Annotated in this window: 15 protein-coding genes; 4 read left to right on the top strand and 11 right to left on the bottom strand. The window is 71.9% G+C overall.

Features of this window, described 5'->3' with window-relative positions:
* Positions 1-33: 33 nt before the first annotated feature.
* Both N864_RS02080 and pyrR read right to left on the bottom strand, forming a co-directional pair.
* On the bottom strand, positions 34-1,008 hold the full coding sequence (locus N864_RS02080) for an aspartate carbamoyltransferase catalytic subunit (protein ID WP_034712879.1): 975 nt from the start codon (positions 1,006-1,008) through the stop codon (positions 34-36).
* Positions 1,005-1,595, bottom strand: coding sequence for a bifunctional pyr operon transcriptional regulator/uracil phosphoribosyltransferase PyrR (gene pyrR, locus N864_RS02085; protein WP_081793290.1), 591 nt, complete (start codon positions 1,593-1,595; stop codon positions 1,005-1,007). The genes N864_RS02080 and pyrR overlap by 4 nt, the downstream gene beginning before the upstream one ends.
* A gap of 416 nt (positions 1,596-2,011) precedes the next feature.
* Between pyrR and N864_RS02090 the strand changes: the two genes are divergently transcribed.
* The 3 genes from N864_RS02090 (at position 2,012) to N864_RS02100 (ending at position 4,621) form a co-directional block, all read left to right on the top strand.
* The gene (locus tag N864_RS02090; protein WP_034712883.1) at positions 2,012-3,004 is read left to right on the top strand and encodes a methionine ABC transporter ATP-binding protein; all 993 of its coding nucleotides are present in this window, start codon (positions 2,012-2,014) and stop codon (positions 3,002-3,004) included.
* Positions 3,001-3,684 (top strand): methionine ABC transporter permease, encoded by a 684-nt coding sequence (locus N864_RS02095; RefSeq protein WP_205620841.1) that lies wholly within the window; start codon positions 3,001-3,003, stop codon positions 3,682-3,684. Before N864_RS02090 ends, N864_RS02095 begins: the two co-directional genes overlap by 4 nt.
* Before the next feature lie 94 nt (positions 3,685-3,778).
* Complete coding sequence (locus tag N864_RS02100) at positions 3,779-4,621, top strand: MetQ/NlpA family ABC transporter substrate-binding protein (protein WP_034712884.1); 843 nt, start codon at positions 3,779-3,781, stop codon at positions 4,619-4,621.
* Positions 4,622-4,659: 38 nt separating this feature from the next.
* Here the strand turns inward: N864_RS02100 and N864_RS02105 are convergent, their stop codons facing one another.
* The 4 genes from N864_RS02105 to efp form a co-directional block, all read right to left on the bottom strand.
* Positions 4,660-5,118 carry an NAD(P)H-dependent oxidoreductase gene (locus tag N864_RS02105; RefSeq protein WP_034712886.1) on the bottom strand — a complete coding sequence of 153 codons (459 nt, stop codon included), beginning with the start codon at positions 5,116-5,118 and terminating at the stop codon, positions 4,660-4,662.
* Positions 5,119-5,142: 24 nt separating this feature from the next.
* Entirely contained in the window at positions 5,143-7,752 is a 2,610-nt protein-coding gene (gene mgtA / locus N864_RS02110; RefSeq protein WP_034712889.1) for a magnesium-translocating P-type ATPase, read from the bottom strand.
* 116 nt (positions 7,753-7,868) lie between these two features.
* On the bottom strand, positions 7,869-8,282 hold the full coding sequence (gene nusB, locus N864_RS02115; RefSeq protein WP_034712892.1) for a transcription antitermination factor NusB: 414 nt from the start codon (positions 8,280-8,282) through the stop codon (positions 7,869-7,871).
* 1 nt (position 8,283) lies between these two features.
* The gene (gene efp, locus N864_RS02120; protein ID WP_034712895.1) at positions 8,284-8,844 is read right to left on the bottom strand and encodes an elongation factor P; all 561 of its coding nucleotides are present in this window, start codon (positions 8,842-8,844) and stop codon (positions 8,284-8,286) included.
* 190 nt (positions 8,845-9,034) lie between these two features.
* Between efp and N864_RS02125 the strand changes: the two genes are divergently transcribed.
* On the top strand, positions 9,035-11,128 hold the full coding sequence (locus N864_RS02125) for a HelD family protein (RefSeq protein ID WP_051518077.1): 2,094 nt from the start codon (positions 9,035-9,037) through the stop codon (positions 11,126-11,128).
* A gap of 143 nt (positions 11,129-11,271) precedes the next feature.
* On the opposite strand, the gene aroQ is transcribed toward N864_RS02125, so the two are convergent.
* The 5 genes from aroQ to N864_RS02150 form a co-directional block, all read right to left on the bottom strand.
* The gene (gene aroQ, locus N864_RS02130) at positions 11,272-11,709 is read right to left on the bottom strand and encodes a type II 3-dehydroquinate dehydratase (protein ID WP_034712898.1); all 438 of its coding nucleotides are present in this window, start codon (positions 11,707-11,709) and stop codon (positions 11,272-11,274) included.
* Positions 11,710-11,763: 54 nt separating this feature from the next.
* A complete protein-coding gene (gene aroB, locus N864_RS02135) occupies positions 11,764-12,840 on the bottom strand; it encodes a 3-dehydroquinate synthase (protein WP_034712900.1) in 1,077 nt (358 codons plus the stop codon).
* Complete coding sequence (locus N864_RS02140; RefSeq protein WP_034712902.1) at positions 12,837-13,364, bottom strand: shikimate kinase; 528 nt, start codon at positions 13,362-13,364, stop codon at positions 12,837-12,839. The genes aroB and N864_RS02140 overlap by 4 nt, the downstream gene beginning before the upstream one ends.
* On the bottom strand, positions 13,358-14,578 hold the full coding sequence (aroC, locus tag N864_RS02145; RefSeq protein WP_034712905.1) for a chorismate synthase: 1,221 nt from the start codon (positions 14,576-14,578) through the stop codon (positions 13,358-13,360). The genes N864_RS02140 and aroC overlap by 7 nt, the downstream gene beginning before the upstream one ends.
* A gap of 79 nt (positions 14,579-14,657) precedes the next feature.
* Positions 14,658-15,233: an NADPH-dependent FMN reductase gene (locus N864_RS02150; protein ID WP_034712906.1), complete on the bottom strand. Its 576-nt coding sequence runs from the start codon at positions 15,231-15,233 to the stop codon at positions 14,658-14,660.
* Between the last annotated feature and the right edge of the window lie 27 nt (positions 15,234-15,260).

A 15,260-nucleotide genomic window follows, 5' to 3' on the forward strand; every position in this document is an offset into this window, starting at 1 on the left:
GTCCCTCTGTCAGGTGGTCTCCCCTGGCCGCCGTCATGCCTGGGCTCCCTCGGGCAGCTGCTCGGCGCTCTCGCCGGCCAGCAGGTGGTAGAGCACCGCCATGCGCACGGCGACGCCGGCCGATACCTGGTCGAGCACGACGGACTGCGGCGCGTCGGCCACCTCGGCAGCGATCTCGAGGCCGCGGTTCATCGGTCCGGGGTGCATGACGAGGACGTCGGGGTTGCGCCGGACCAGTCGCTCGAGCCGCTCACGGGTCAGGCCATACCCGACCGTGTACTCGCGCGCTGTCGGGAAGTAGCCGCCGCTCATCCGCTCGCGCTGGACGCGGAGCATCATCATCGCGTCGACCGCATCGTCCCCGTCGATGACGGCGTCGAGGTCCCAGCTCGTCGCGAAGCCGTCGGTCTCGCTCCAGGCGGTGACCCCGGCCGGCATCAACGTCGGAGGGGCGACGACCGTGACGCGGGCGCCGAGCGTCTTCAGGGTGATGACGTTGCTGCGGAAGACCCGGGAGTGCGTCAGGTCCCCGACGATGACGACGTGCTTGCCGTCGAGCCGGCCCATCCGGCTCCGCAGCGTGTACGCGTCGAGCAGGGCCTGGGTGGGGTGCTCGTGGGTGCCGTCCCCGGCGTTGATGACGCTGCACCGGACCCACTGCGACACCTGGCGTGCCGCCCCGGACGCGTTGTGCCGGATGACGAGGGCGTCGACCGCCATGGCGTCGACGGTCATCGCCGTGTCCCGCAGGCTCTCGCCCTTCGAGGTGGAGGAGCCCTTGGCCGAGAGGTTGATCGTGTCGGCCGACATCCACTTGCCGGCGATCTCGAAGGACGACCGGGTCCGCGTCGAGTCCTCAAAGAAGAAGTTGATGACCGTGCGTCCGCGCAGGGTGGGGACCTTCTTGACCTCGCGCCGCTGCACGTCGTGCATCGACTCGGCGGTCGCCAGGATCGACTCGACGTCGTGCCGGGTGAGGTCGGCCGACGAGATGAGGTGGCGGGTCATCGGCGCTCACCGCCGCTGATCCGGACGGCGTCCGCGCCGTCGACCTCGGCCAGGCGCACGTGGACACGCTCCTCGCGCGAGGTCGGCAGGTTCTTGCCGACGTGGTCCGCGCGGATCGGCAGCTCACGGTGCCCGCGGTCGACGAGGACCGCGAGGCGGACCGCCCGGGGCCGGCCCAGCTCGGCGAGCGCGTCGAGGGCCGCCCGGATGGTCCGACCCGAGTAGAGGACGTCGTCGACCAGGACCACGACCTTGTCGTCGATTCCGCCGGCGGGAATGTCGGTGCGGCCGGCGGCTCGGGTCGGCTGGCGCCGCAGGTCGTCGCGATAGAGGGTCACGTCGAGCTGGCCGACCGGCACGTCGATGCCCTCCACCTGGCTGATGGCGGCGGCGAGGCGCTCGGCGAGCGGCACACCGCGGGACGGGATGCCGAGCACGACGAGGTCGGCGGCGCCCTTGTTGCGCTCGATGATCTCGTGACCGATGCGACGCAGCGCCCGGGAGATGTCGTCCGCGACCATGACGTCGCGGGCATCGGGCGGAATCTGCGGAACGGTGGCCGGTGCAGTGGGCTCAGGGCAGGTCACAGCGGCCTGACCTCCTTCCCCGCCTCACAGGACGGTGGTTAAAGGATGTCGATCGCGAGCGAGCATACCGGCCGGACAGGAGTGCTCCCGACCGCGTCCACATCGCGAAGCCCCATCGACCGCACCCTCGTGGTCCGTCATCCGGGACGCGGGTCGCCCCGTTTTGACAGCCATTCATAATTTCGTGTTATCTGACCCTGTGATTCCCGCCGTGCTGATGCCCCGCACCGACACTGGCCGCACCGGCCGAATGTGTCGCCGTGCGTGCGGCTCGGCGTTCGCCTGCTGACTCCTCCTCGGCACCGATCACCACCCCGGGGCAGCCCGCCGCCCCGCAGCGCTGCACGCCGCGCTCCCGAGCGCCTCGCGCTCCCTTCGTCCTGCCCATCGACCACCTGTGCCCACCAGGAGCCACCGTGCCCGCCCGTCCCCCACTCATCCGCCTCTCCGGCGTCAGCAAGCAGTTCGGCAGCGTCCGCGCCCTCGAGGACATCTCCCTCGAGATCCCGGCCGGTGAGATCCACGGCATCGTCGGGCCGTCGGGTGCCGGCAAGTCGACCCTCATCCGGTGCCTGACCGGTCTCGAGCCGCCGACGAGCGGCGAGGTGCAGATCGCCGGCACGCGCATCGACGGGCTGCGTGGCGCGGCGCTGCGCCGGGCCCGACGCTCGATCGGCATGGTCTTCCAGGACGTCCACCTGCTCTCCTCCCGCACCGCCGCGGGCAACGTCTCGCACCCGCTCGAGGTGGCCGGTGCCGGCCGGGCGGAGCGCGAGGGCCGCGTCGCCGAGCTGCTCGAGCTCGTCGGACTCGCGGACCGGGCCGACAGCTACCCGGCCCAGCTCTCCGGCGGGCAGCAGCAGCGGGTCGGCATCGCCCGCGCCCTCGCGACGCGTCCGCCCGTGCTGCTCTGCGACGAGCCCACCTCGGCCCTCGACGCCGAGACGACCCGACAGATCCTCGACCTGCTCCGTCGCCTGCGCGACCGGCTCGGCATCACGGTCGTCGTCATCACCCACGAGCCCTCCGTCGTGCGCGAGGCGTGCGACTCGGTCACCCTGCTCGACCGGGGCCGTGTCGCCCAGTCCGGCGGCCTCCTCGACGTCGTGACCTCGGGCGACACCCCGCTGGCGCGGGCCCTCGTGCCACTGCCACCCAGCGACCCCGACCGCGCCGGGCGGCTGGTCGCCGTCTCCCTGGGCGGCTCGGCGCAGGTCCGCAGCGCGCGCGACGTCCTCGCGGTCCTCGACGCTGCCGGCATCCCCGCCGAGATCGCCGCGGCGACCCTCGAGACGATCGACGGCCACCGCGTCGGGCGCCTCCAGCTCGAGGTCGCCGACAGCGACGCGGCAGAGCGCGTCACGGACCTGCTCAGCGGGCAGGGCCTCGCCGCGGAGGTGGCGGCATGACGCACCTGGCCGACGGCACCTGGCTCGACAACCCGGTCATCACCGAGGGCATGTGGCCGGCGACCCAGGAGACGCTGCTGATGACCCTCCTGGCCTCCGTCTTCACCCTCCTCGGCGGCCTCCCCCTCGGCGTTCTCCTGCACGTGACCGGCCCCAACGGCCTGCGGCCGGCACCCGCCCTCAACCGCGCGCTCGGAGCGGTCGTCAACGTCGGTCGGTCGCTGCCGTTCCTCATCCTGATGATCGCCATCATCCCGTTCACGCGCTTCGTCGTGGGCACGAGCGCGGGCTGGCAGGCCGCCGTCGTGCCACTCACGGTCGGGGCGATCCCCTTCTACGCCCGCCTCGTCGAGACGTCGCTGCGCGAGGTGCCGGGCGGCAAGGTCGAGGCCGCACAGATGATGGGGGCGAGCGACGGCCAGATCGTCCGGCAGGTCCTGCTCGCCGAGGCCGCGCCCGGACTGGTGGCCGGCCTGACCACCACGGTCATCGCCCTCGTGTCGTACACCGCGATGGCCGGCGCCGTCGGCGGCGGCGGGCTCGGCGCGACGGCGATGTCCTACGGCTACAACCGGTTCCAGAGCGACGTGATGATCGCCGCCGTCGTCCTGCTCGTCGTCATCGTCCAGCTCGTGCAGGTGGTCGGCGACCTCGTCGTCCGCCGCATCGACCACCGCTGAAGCGCATCCCCCGGAGGCGCGCCCACCGCACCTACGCACGCAACCCAGCTCAGCGGCATACCGCCCGATCTGTTTGACCCGAAAGGAAACTCCCATGTCCCGTGCCCTGCCCATCGCCGCAACCATCGCTGTCGGCGCGCTCGCACTCAGCGCCTGCGGCGCGACCTCGAACGCCGCCCCGACCGGCCCGAAGACCGAGGGGGGCGTCACGACGATCACCATCGGCGCGAGCCCGACCCCGCACGCGAAGATCCTCCAGTTCGTCCAGGACAACCTGGCCGCGAAGGCAGGCCTCAAGCTCGACATCAAGCTCTATGACGACTACGTCCAGCCCAACGTCCAGCTCGCCGAGGGCACGCTCGACGCGAACTACTTCCAGCACGTGCCGTACTTCGACGCCCAGGTGCAGGAGAAGGGCTACGAGTTCGCCCACTTCGCAGGCGTGCACATCGAGCCCTTCGGCCTCTACTCCAAGAAGGTCACGGCGCCGAACGAGCTCAAGGACGGCGCGCAGGTCGGGATCAACAACGACCCCTCCAACCAGGGCCGGGCGCTCGAGCTGCTCGTCAAGGCCGGGCTCATCACGCTCAAGGACGGCAAGAACGCGACGAACGCGACGCTGTTCGACATCGCGAGCAATCCGAAGCACCTCACGTTCAAGGAGACCGACCCGGCTCAGCTCGTCCGGTCGCTCGACGACTTCGACGCTGCGGTCATCAACGGCAACTATGCGATCGAGGCGGGCCTCAGCCCGGCGAAGGACGCGATCCTCGTCGAGTCCGGCCAGGACAACCCCTACGCCAACATCGTCGCGATCCGCAAGGACGAGGAGAACAACGCCGCCCTGAAGAAGCTCGACGGCCTGCTGCACTCCCCCGAGGTCAAGCAGTACATCGAGAAGACGTGGAACGACGGCGCGGTGCTGCCCGCGTTCTGACGCACCGTGACAGGGCCCCGGTCGGCTGGCCGGGGCCCTCAGTCCCCCATCAGGGTTGCCGCGAGGGTGCCGCCGAGCTCGAACGCCGCCTCGCGAACCGCTTTGTCGACCGCGCCGGTCACGAGCAGCGGCTCGGCCGCGATGACCCAGCCGAGGGCGCCGGCGATGGACTCGATCGCCCGTCGCGCCCCTTCCGTGTCGTTGTTGCCGTGCACCCAGTAGCCGTACGGCAGGCCCGGCTTGGCCTCGAGGGTCGGGTAGTAGACCGTGTCGAAGAAGTGCTTGAGCGCACCGCTCATGTAGCCGATGTTCGCCGGCGTGCCGAGCAGCAGGCCGTCGGCCGCGAGCAGGTCGCTCACGCTCGCCGACAGCGCGGGCCGTGCCTCGACCTCGACCCCGTCGATGCCGTCGGCATGTGTGCCGGCGAGCACGGACTCGAGGATCTCCTGGACGGCCGGCGAGGGCGTGTGGTGGACGACGAGGAGGCGGGCGCTCACGCCCCCAACCTAGCCGTATGCCGCTCACCCACCTCGCGCGTCGAGGTGCGGTGAGCTGAACCGCGCGGCCCTGCGGCGCACCCGACGCTCGTGCGGGGGACGGCGTCGCGGCCGGCTGTCCGGCAGCCCGGACCGGGCCAGCCGGAAGAAGCGGCGCTTGGCCACCTCGACGAGGACCAGGTAGGCCGCGACCATGGCGACGATGACGGCCAGCAGCGAGCCCGGGAGCGGGACGAAGCCGAGCGGCGGCCCCAGGGGCGTGAAGGGCAGCGCGACCCCGCCCAGCACAGCGGCCAGCACGGCCACGACGAGCCCCACGCTCGGGCGACTTCGGTAGAACGGCGAGCGCCGGGTGCGGATCACGAAGATCACGAGCGCCTGGGTCGCGAGCGACTCGACGAACCAGCCGGCGTGGAACAGCGCGGCGTCGGCATGGAAGACCCACAGCAGCACCGCGAACGTGCCGAGGTCGAAGGCGGAGCTCACCGGACCGAACAGCACCATCCAGCGGCGGACGAGGCGCAGGTCCCAGTGCGATGGGCGGCGCAGCTGTTCGGCGTCGACGGTGTCGCCCGGGATCGCGAGCTGGCTCGTGTCGTAGAGCAGGTTGCCGAGCAGGATCTGCGGCGGCAGCATCGGCAGGAAGGGCAGGATCGCCGAGGCGATCGCGGCCGAGAACATGTTGCCGAAGTTGCTCGACGTCCCCATCAGGACGTACTTGATCGTGTTGGCGAAGATGCGCCTGCCCTCGACGACCCCGTCGGCGAGGACCCCGAGGTCCTTCTCGAGCAGGACGATGTCGGCGGCGTCCTTGGCGACGTCGGTCGCCGTGTCGACCGAGATGCCGATGTCTGCGGCGTGGATCGCGCTCGCGTCGTTGACGCCGTCACCGAGGAACGCGACGTCGAAGCCGCTCGCCCGCTGCGCCCGCACGATGCGCTGCTTGTCCTCGGGGGTGACGCGGGCGAAGATCGTCGTGCCGGCGACGAGGTCGCGCAGGGCGGAGTCGTCGAGCCCGCGCAGCTCGGCGCCGGTCGCCACGGCCCGGACCTCGAGGCCGAGCTCCGCGCAGACCCGCTGCGCGACGAGCGGGTTGTCGCCGGTGATGAGCTTGACGTCGATCCCGAGGGAGCGGAGCCGGACGAGGGCCACGCGCGCGGATGCCTTGGGCGGGTCGCTGAAGACGAGGAACCCGACGAGGTCGAGGTCGCGCTCCTGCCTCACGTCGAGCTCGTCGCCCACGCCGGCCCCGAGCACTCGCCGTGCTGCTGCGACGACGCGGCCACCGGCCGAGAACTCGGCGTCGAGCAGGTCGCGCGTGCCGGGCGGGACGAAGCCGCAGGCTGCGAGGACCTGCTCGGGAGCGCCCTTGACCCACAGCTCGCGGCGGCCGTCGGGGTGCTCGACGACCACCGAGGCACGCTGCCGGTCGTGGTCGAAGGGCAGCACGGCGACGCGCCGCAGCGGGGCCACGAGCGACCTCGGCCGTCGGGCGAGCGGTGAGGCCCAGAGGGCTGCGTCGAGCACGTCGAGGTCCGCCGGTGTCACCTCCCCGACGGGAAGCACCGAGGCAGGTGCACTCGTGCAGGGCAACGCAATGGTGACCGGCTCGTCGGACGGGGCGCCGTCCGGCCCGAGCGACCGCATCAGCTCCATCCGTCCCTCGGTGAGGGTGCCCGTCTTGTCCGTCATGAGGATCTCGGTGTCGCCGAGGTCCTCGATGCAGACGAGCCGCTTGACGAGGACCCGCTGGCGGGCCAGGGTGCGGGAGCCGACGGCCAGGCTGATCGAGACGATGGCCGGCAGCAGCTGCGGGGTGATCCCGACGGCGATCGCGAGCGAGAACAGCAGCGCGTCGATGAGGGGCCGGTGCAAAACCATGTTGGCGACGAAGACGCAGGTCGTCAGGGCACCGGCGACGATGACGAGCAGCCCCGAGAACCGGCGCAGGCCGGCCTGGAACTCCGTCTCGCCGTGGCGGCTCCCGAGGGCGAGGGCCAGCCGCCCGAACTCGGTCCGGCCCCCGGTCGCGGTGACGACGCCGAGGCCCGAGCCGCCGACGACGACGGTGCCCATCCACGCCCGGGTGGGGTCGTCCAGCTCGGCCACCTGAGCGGCCCCGTCCGATGCCGCCTGCTTCTCCACGTGCGCCGTCTCCCCGGTGAGGATCCCCTCGTCGCACAGCAGTGTCGCGGTCGACAGGAGCAGCAGGTCGGCCGGGACGACCTGTCCCCGCTGCAGCTGCACGAGGTCACCGGGCACGAGGCCGACGACGTCGACCCGGACCGGGACGCCGTCGCGCACCACCATCGCCTCGTGCCGGATCCGGGAGTGCAGCGCCTCGGCCGCCCGGGCGGCCCGGTACTCGTTGGTGAACCCGAGGCCGACCGAGACGACGAGGATGACGCCGATGATGACGGCGTCGGTCTGCTCGCCGAGGAAGAACGACACGGCGGCGGCCCCGGCGAGCAGGACGAGGAGCGGCGAGCGCAGCTGTGCGACCAGCACCGGGAGCCACTGCGCCCGGTGCGTGCGCACCGCGTTGGGGCCGACCACCGCGAGACGCCGGGCGGCCTCCTCGGACGTCAGGCCGCGCGCACGACCGATCGCCTGGGTGGACTGAGTGGGGGCCACGAGCCCATCGTCGCGCGCCGACCGGTGGCACGGCGTGGGACCTTCGGCCCATCCTCACCCGGCCGGGAGCCCGCGCCGACGCTGGAGCCAGCTGTGCGGCATACGGCCGGATGGCGCTAGCGGATGGTCTCCTTGACCTCGGCGAGGCGCGCCAGCAACCCGTTGACGAAGGCCGGCGACTCGTCGGTCGACAGCTCGGTGGCGAGGGCGACCGCCTCTGAGATCGCCACCGCGTCGGGGGTCTCGTCGTTGAACAGGACCTCCCATGCGCCGAGCCGGAGGATGGCCCGGTCGACCGCCGGCATCCGTTCGAGGGTCCAGCCCTGGCTGTAGTCGGTCAGCGCGGCGTTGATGTCGGTCCACTTCTCCACGACGCCGCGCACCAGCTGTGCCGTGTAGGGGTTGTTGCCGACCCGCGACTCGGGGTCGCGGAGGCGCTCCTCGAGCAGTCCGAGCGCGTTGACGTCGCGCTGGTCCGCCTCGAAGAGGATGTCGAGGGCCCGGGCCCGGGCCTTGGTACGAGCGCCCAAGTCAGTTGACGCGGCCCAGGTAGGACCCGTCGCGGGTGTCGACCTTGACCTTCGTGCCCGTCTCGAGGAAGAGCGGCACCTGGATCTGCGCGCCGGTCTCGAGGGTGGCCGGCTTGGTGCCGCCGGTGGAGCGGTCGCCCTGCAGGCCCGGCTCGGTGTGGGTGATCTCGAGGACGACGGAGGCCGGCAGCTCGACGTAGAGCGGCGTGCCCTCGTGCGTGGCGACGATCGCGTTCTGGTTCTCGAGCATGTAGTTCGCCGCGTCGCCGACCGTCGCCTCCGACACGTTGAGCTGGTCGTAGGTGTCGGTGTCCATGAAGACGAAGTCGGCGCCGTCCTTGTAGAGGTACTGCATCGTGCGCTTGTCGACGTTGCTCGTCTCGACCTTGACGCCCGCGTTGAACGTCTTGTCGAGCGTCTTGCCGGAGACGACGTTCTTGAGCTTGGTCCGCACGAACGCGGGGCCCTTGCCCGGCTTGACGTGCTGGAACTCGACGACGGACCACAGCTGCCCGTCGATGTTGAGCACCATGCCGTTCTTCAGGTCGTTGGTCGTTGCCACGAAGGAATCTCTCTCGTATGCCGCTCAGCTCGCTCATGCAGGCATGGCGAAGTCACGGACGAAGGAAGTTTGCCGCGTAAGTCTAGCCGTGGGCGCCACCGAACGCGGAATCGTCGGTGTCGGTGCTGCTCGCGTGGGTGTAGCGTCGTCCGTCCGCTCCTTCCCCCCGTTCACGAGAGGTGCCGTGGCCGTGCGCGCGTCCGATGCCCCGACCGGCCCCACGGCCGCGTCGCATCCCGGCCCCGCGGGTGACGACCCGACGCTCGAGCTCGCCCGTGAGCAGGCCTTCCTCGACCGTGCCCGGGCGCAGCTCGGCCGGATGCGTGCCGCGGCTGAGGCGCTGGACGCGTCACGGGCGAGCGACGCGATCAGCGGCGAGGTGCTCTCCCGGGTCCTCGCCCGGCGCATCGCGTCGCTGCAGGACGACCCGCGCACCACGTTGTTCTTCGGCCGCATCGACGTCGCACCGCAGGACGGGCCGCCGGAGTGCTTCCACATCGGTCGTCGCCACGTCAGTGACGAGGCAGGAGACCCGGTCGTCGTCGACTGGCGCGCTCCCCTCTCGACCGCCTTCTACCGGGCGTCGCGCCAGGACCCCATGGACGTTGTGCTCCGGCGGCGCTTCGGCGTCGAGCACGGGCGGCTCACCGCGCTCGAGGACGAGTACCTTCGGGCGGCCGGTGGGACCGGGCGAGACGGGTCGGCGGGCGCGCTGCTGGCGGCCGAGATCGAGCGCCCCCGGACGGGCCCGATGCGCGACATCGTCTCGACGATCCAGCCCGAGCAGGACGAGATCGTCCGGGGCGACCTCGCCCAGTCGATCTGCGTGCAGGGCGCTCCCGGGACCGGCAAGACCGCGGTGGGACTGCATCGGGCCGCGTGGCTGCTCTACTCGTTCCGGGACCGGCTGGAGAGGTCCGGCGTGCTCGTGGTCGGGCCCAACCGTGCCTTCCTCGACCACATCGGGGCCGTGCTGCCCTCGCTCGGCGAGCTCCGGGTCTCGCACGCCACGATCGACTCCCTGCTCGACCACGGCCGGGTCCGGGCTGACGAGCCGGCGGCCGTCGCTGCGCTCAAGGGCGAGGCGCGGATGGCCGCCGTGCTGCGGCGCGCCGTGTGGTCACACGTGCGGCGTCCGACAGAGGCCCTCGTCGTGCCCCGGGGCGTGCGTCGCTGGCGAGTGCCGGCCTACGTGGCGCAGGAGGTGCTCGACGAGCTCGCCTCGCGCGGCGTGCGCTACTCCTCGGCCCGCAGCCTGCTCCCGATGCGGCTCGCCCATCAGGTGCTCCTCGAGATGGAGCGTGCGGGTGACGCCCCCGACGACCGCGTGCAGGACGCCGTGGCGCGGTCCGGGCCGGTCCGCGCCTACGTTGCCGACCTCTGGCCGGCGCTCGACCCGGCGGCCGTCCTGTACCGGCTGTTCTCCGACGCCCAGGTGCTCGCCACTGCCGCCGCCGACGACCTCTCCCCCGACGAGCAACGAATGCTCCTCTGGGACAAGCCGGCCAGCACCAAGGGAGCCGCTCGCTGGAGCCGGGCCGACATGGCGCTGCTCGACGAGTTGGCCGACCTGCTCGAGCGGGAGCCGAGCCTCGGCCACGTCGTCCTCGACGAGGCACAGGACCTCTCCCCCATGCAGCTGCGAGCCGTCGGCCGGCGCTGCTCGACCGGGTCGGTGACCGTCCTCGGTGACATCGCCCAGGGCACGACGCCCTGGGCGACGAGCTCGTGGCAGGACGCGATGCACCACCTCGGCAAGCCCTCACACGACCTCGTCGTGCTCGACCGCGGTTTCCGTGTGCCCGCCGCGGTCATCGAGTATGCCGCCCGGCTGCTGCCGCTCGTGGCGCCCGGGCTCGGCGCACCCACGTCCGTCCGCTCCAACCAGGGCCGGTTGCGGATCACCGCGGCGGTGCCGGCAGACCTCTTCACCGTGGTGGGCCGAGCAGTGCGCGAGGCGACAGGCGCGGCCGGCTCGGTCGGCGTCATCGCACCGGACGCCATGGTGCCCGCCCTCGGGAGGGAGCTGGAGCACGCCGGGCTCGGCTTCGGCCGGCTCGACCTGGACCACGGCGACGACGAGGACCACCAGGTCGAGGTCGTGCCGGCCAGCGTCGCCAAGGGACTCGAGTTCGACCGGGTCGTCGTCGTCGAGCCCGCGGCGATCGCGGCGGCCGAGCCGGACGAGCGGACCGGCCTGCGACGCCTCTACGTCGTGCTCACGCGAGCCGTCTCAGAGCTGACCGTCGTGCACGCCCAGCCGCTCCCCGGGCCACTGGCCTGAGCCGAACCGCGGCTCCGGGCCTCCCTCGCTGGCGCTCGGTCGGGTCCTCACCGCTTGGCTCAGACGCGTTCATCGCTCGCCTGAGCCGAACCGCGGCTCCGGGCCTCCCTCGCTGGCGCTCGGTCGGGTCCTCACCGCTTGGCTCAGACGAGTGCACGGAGGGCGAGCAGGTAGCTCTGCAGCCCGAAGCCGGCGACATACCCGGTCGCGACCGGCGCGACGACGGAGGTATGCCGGAACTCCTCGCGGGCTGCGGGGTTGGACAGGTGCACCTCGACGAGGGACCGGCCGCTCGTCGTCACGATCGCGCATGCGTCGCGGACGGCATACGAGTAGTGCGTGAAGGCCCCGGGGTTGAGCACGACATCCGCGCCGGCGTCGACCGCCTCGTGCAGCCAGTCGATGAGCTCACCCTCGTGGTTGGTCTGCCGGCAGTCGGCGACGAGGCCCAGGTGCTCCGCCTCGCGGCGGACGGCGTCGTGCACGTCGGCGAGGGTGTCCGAGCCGTAGACCTCCGGCTCGCGCGTGCCGAGCCGGCCCAGGTTGGGACCGGACAGGACGAAGACCGTGGGAGCCGTCATGACCGCGAGTGTAGAAGAGGCCGTATGCCGTTGTGCCTGCTCCACGCGGACGGCTCAGCCACCCGCGACGAGCGTGTAAGCCCCGCGGAGCAGGTCGTCGCTCGGCCCGACGAGGCGGTTCGGACGAGCCAGGCCGTCCAGCACGACGAAGCGCAGGGTCGACCCGCGTGACTTCTTGTCGCGGCGCATCGCGGTCAGCAGGTCCTCCCATCGGTCGCCCCGGTAGGTGGTGGGCAGACCGACCGAGGTCAGCACGTCCCGGTGCCGAGCCACCAGCCCGTCGTCGGCGTGCCCGGACAGTCGAGCCAGCTCGGCGACGTAGACCATGCCGACACTGACCGCCTCGCCGTGCCGCCACGAGAAGTGCTCGACCTGCTCGATGGCGTGGCCGAAGGTGTGCCCGTAGTTGAGGATCTCGCGCAGCGAGGCCTCCTTGAGGTCGGCCGAGACCACGTCCGCCTTGACCCGCACGGCCCGCTCGACCAGCTCCCGCAGGTGCCGGTTGTCGGCGCGGCGTGCGCCGACCGGGTCGGCCTCGACGAGCTCGAGGATCTCGGGGTCGGCGATGAACCCTGCCTTGATCACCTCGGCGAGACCGGCGACGAGGTCGGCATGGGGCAGGGTCGCGAGGACGTCGAGGTCACAGAGCACGCCCGCCGGGGCGTGGAAGGCCCCGACGAGGTTCTTGCCCTCCGACGTGTTGATGCCGGTCTTGCCACCGACCGCCGCATCCACCATGCCGAGCAGCGTCGTGGGCACGTGCACCACCCTGACGCCGCGCAGCCAGGTGGCTGCGACGAAGCCGGCGAGGTCGGTGACGGCGCCGCCACCGACCCCGACGATCGCGTCCGAACGGGTGAAGCCGGCCTGGCCCAGCTGGGCCCAGAGGCGGCTGGCGACGCCCGCCGTCTTCGCGGCCTCCGCGTCGGGCACCGCTGCCAGCGAAGCGGCATACCCCTGTCGCAGCAGGGAGTCCGCGACGGACTCGGCGAACCCGCTCAGCGCGGCCGAGTGGACGACGAGCACGCGCTCGACCCCGTCACCGAGCAACCCGCCGACCTCGGAGAGCAGGTCGCGACCGATCACGACGTCGTAGTCGTCGCCGACCCGGATCGTCGTCGCGTCGCTCACCTGCGCTCCCCCAACAGGCCGGCGATCTCGGCGGCGATGTCCTCGGGCGCGCGCCCCGCCGTGTCGACCGTGTGGCTGGCGACCGCCTCGTAGACCGGGCGTCGCTGCTTCATGAGCGCGACCCAGCCGGCCCGAGGGTTCACCGCGAGCAGCGGCCTCGACTGGTCGAAGCCGATTCGCTTGCTGGCGTCCGCGATCGCCACGTCGAGGAACACGACGGTGTGGCCCTCGAGGGCCGCGCGGGTCTCTGCGTCCATGACCGCGCCACCACCGAGGGCCAGGACACCGGTTGTCTCCGCGAGGGCACGGGCGACCTCCGCCCGCTCGAGGTCGCGGAAGACCGGCTCCCCCTCCTCGATGAAGATGTCCGCGATGGTGCGACCCGTGGACGCCTCGATGGCGAGGTCGGTGTCGTGCAGGTCGACCCCGAGCCGAGCAGCGAGGGCACGCCCGACCGTCGTCTTGCCGGAGCCCGGCGGCCCGACGAGGACGGCAAGGGGTCGGGTGGCGGGGTCGCTCACCATGTGCGCATCCCCTCGGGGATCGCCGCCAGGTAGGCCTTCATGTTGCGCCGCGTCTCCGCCACCGAGTCACCGCCGAACTTCTCGAGGCAGGCCTCGGCAAGGACGAGGGCGACCATGGCCTCAGCCACGACACCTGCGGCGGGGACCGCGCAGACGTCCGAGCGCTGGTGGATGGCGGTGGCTGCCTCGCCCGTCGCGACGTCGACGGTGGCGAGCGCTCGCGGGACGGTGCTGATCGGTTTCATCGCCGCCCGCACCCGCAGCACCTGACCGGTCGACATGCCGCCCTCGGTGCCGCCGGCCCGGCCGGTGCGGCGGCGGATCGTGCCGTCGACGAGGTCCATCTCGTCGTGCGCCTCCGACCCGCGCCGGCGTGCGGTCTCGAAGCCGTCGCCGAGCTCGACGCCCTTGATCGCCTGGATGCTCATGAGCGCGGCGGCCAGGCGGGCGTCGAGCTTGCGGTCCCAGTGCACGTGTGAGCCGAGTCCCGGCGGCAGGTCGTAGGCGAGGACCTCGACGACACCGCCGAGGGTGTCGCCGTCCTTCCGGGCCGCGTCGACCTCGGCGACCATCGCCGCCGAGCCGGTCGGGTCGAGGGCGCGGACGGGGTCGGCGTCGAGGGCCGCGACGTCGTCGGGTCCCGGCAGGGTCGTGCCGTGGGCCACCGCCGCCCGGCCGATCGCGACGGTGTGCGAGACGAGCCGGATGCCGTAGGCCTGCTCGAGGAACCGGCCAGCGACCTCGCCCAGCGCGACCCGGGCAGCGGTCTCGCGGGCCGAGGCGCGCTCGAGGACCGGACGCGCGTCGGCGTGGCCGTACTTCTGCATGCCGACGAGGTCCGCGTGACCCGGCCGTGGGCGGGTGAGGGGCTTGTTGCGGGCGACCTCCTTGTCCGCGCCGACGTCACTGGCCGCCGCGTAGGCCGCGTCCGTGACCGGCTCGGGGCTCATCACCGTCTCCCACTTCGGCCACTCGGTGTTGCCGATCCGGACGGCGACCGGGCTGCCGAGGGTGACGCCGTGGCGCACGCCGCCGAGGAACTCGACCTCGTCCTGCTCGAACTTCATCCGCGCGCCACGGCCGTAGCCGAGCCGGCGCCGCGCGAGGGCCCGGCGCAGGTCGTCTGCGGACACCTCGACGCCGGTCGGCAGGCCCTCCAGGACCGCAACGAGCGCCGGGCCATGGGACTCACCGGCGGTCAACCAACGCAACATGGTCGTGATCCTGCCACGCACGTGCCGGTCGGCCGGATGCCGCCCGGCACGCGGACGCGGGCCGGCGTGAGTCAGCGGGTCAGAGCTCGTCCTTGGGCAGGACGGTCAGGACGCGCGCGATGAACTCGTGGAAGGCCAGCATGTAGTCCCGCAGGAAAGCCTCGGTGGCCGGGTCGTTCACCTCGCCGTCCGCGCCGAAGACCTCCGGCCGGAACTGGATGTAGGCCTCCACGGCGTTCATCAGGGGGCTGTTGCAGAACGCGAGCACCTGCTTGAGGCTCTGTTGCCCGACGGCCGTGCCGATCGGGCCGGGTGAGGCACCGATGACCGCCGACGGCTTGCGGGCGAAGGAGTTCTCACCCCAGGGCCGGCTCGCCCAGTCGATCGCGTTCTTGAGGGCTCCGGGGATCGACCGGTTGTACTCGGGGGTGACGAACAGGACCGCGTCGACCTTCGCGATCGCGTCCTTCAGGGCCCGGCCCTCCGGTGGGTAGTCCGCGTCGTAGTCGTAGCTGTAGAGCGGGAGGTTGCCGATCGGGATCTCGGTGAACTCCATGTGCTCCGGAGCGAGGCGGATCAGCGACCTCGACAGGATGCGGTTGATCGAGCCCTTGGCGAGGCTTCCGACGAAGTAGCCGACGTGCTGGGTGGCCATGATGGGACCCTTTCTGCGGGGCGGAGG

The sequence above is a fragment of the Intrasporangium chromatireducens Q5-1 genome (assembly GCF_000576575.1).
GTDB lineage: Bacteria > Actinomycetota > Actinomycetes > Actinomycetales > Dermatophilaceae > Intrasporangium_A > Intrasporangium_A chromatireducens.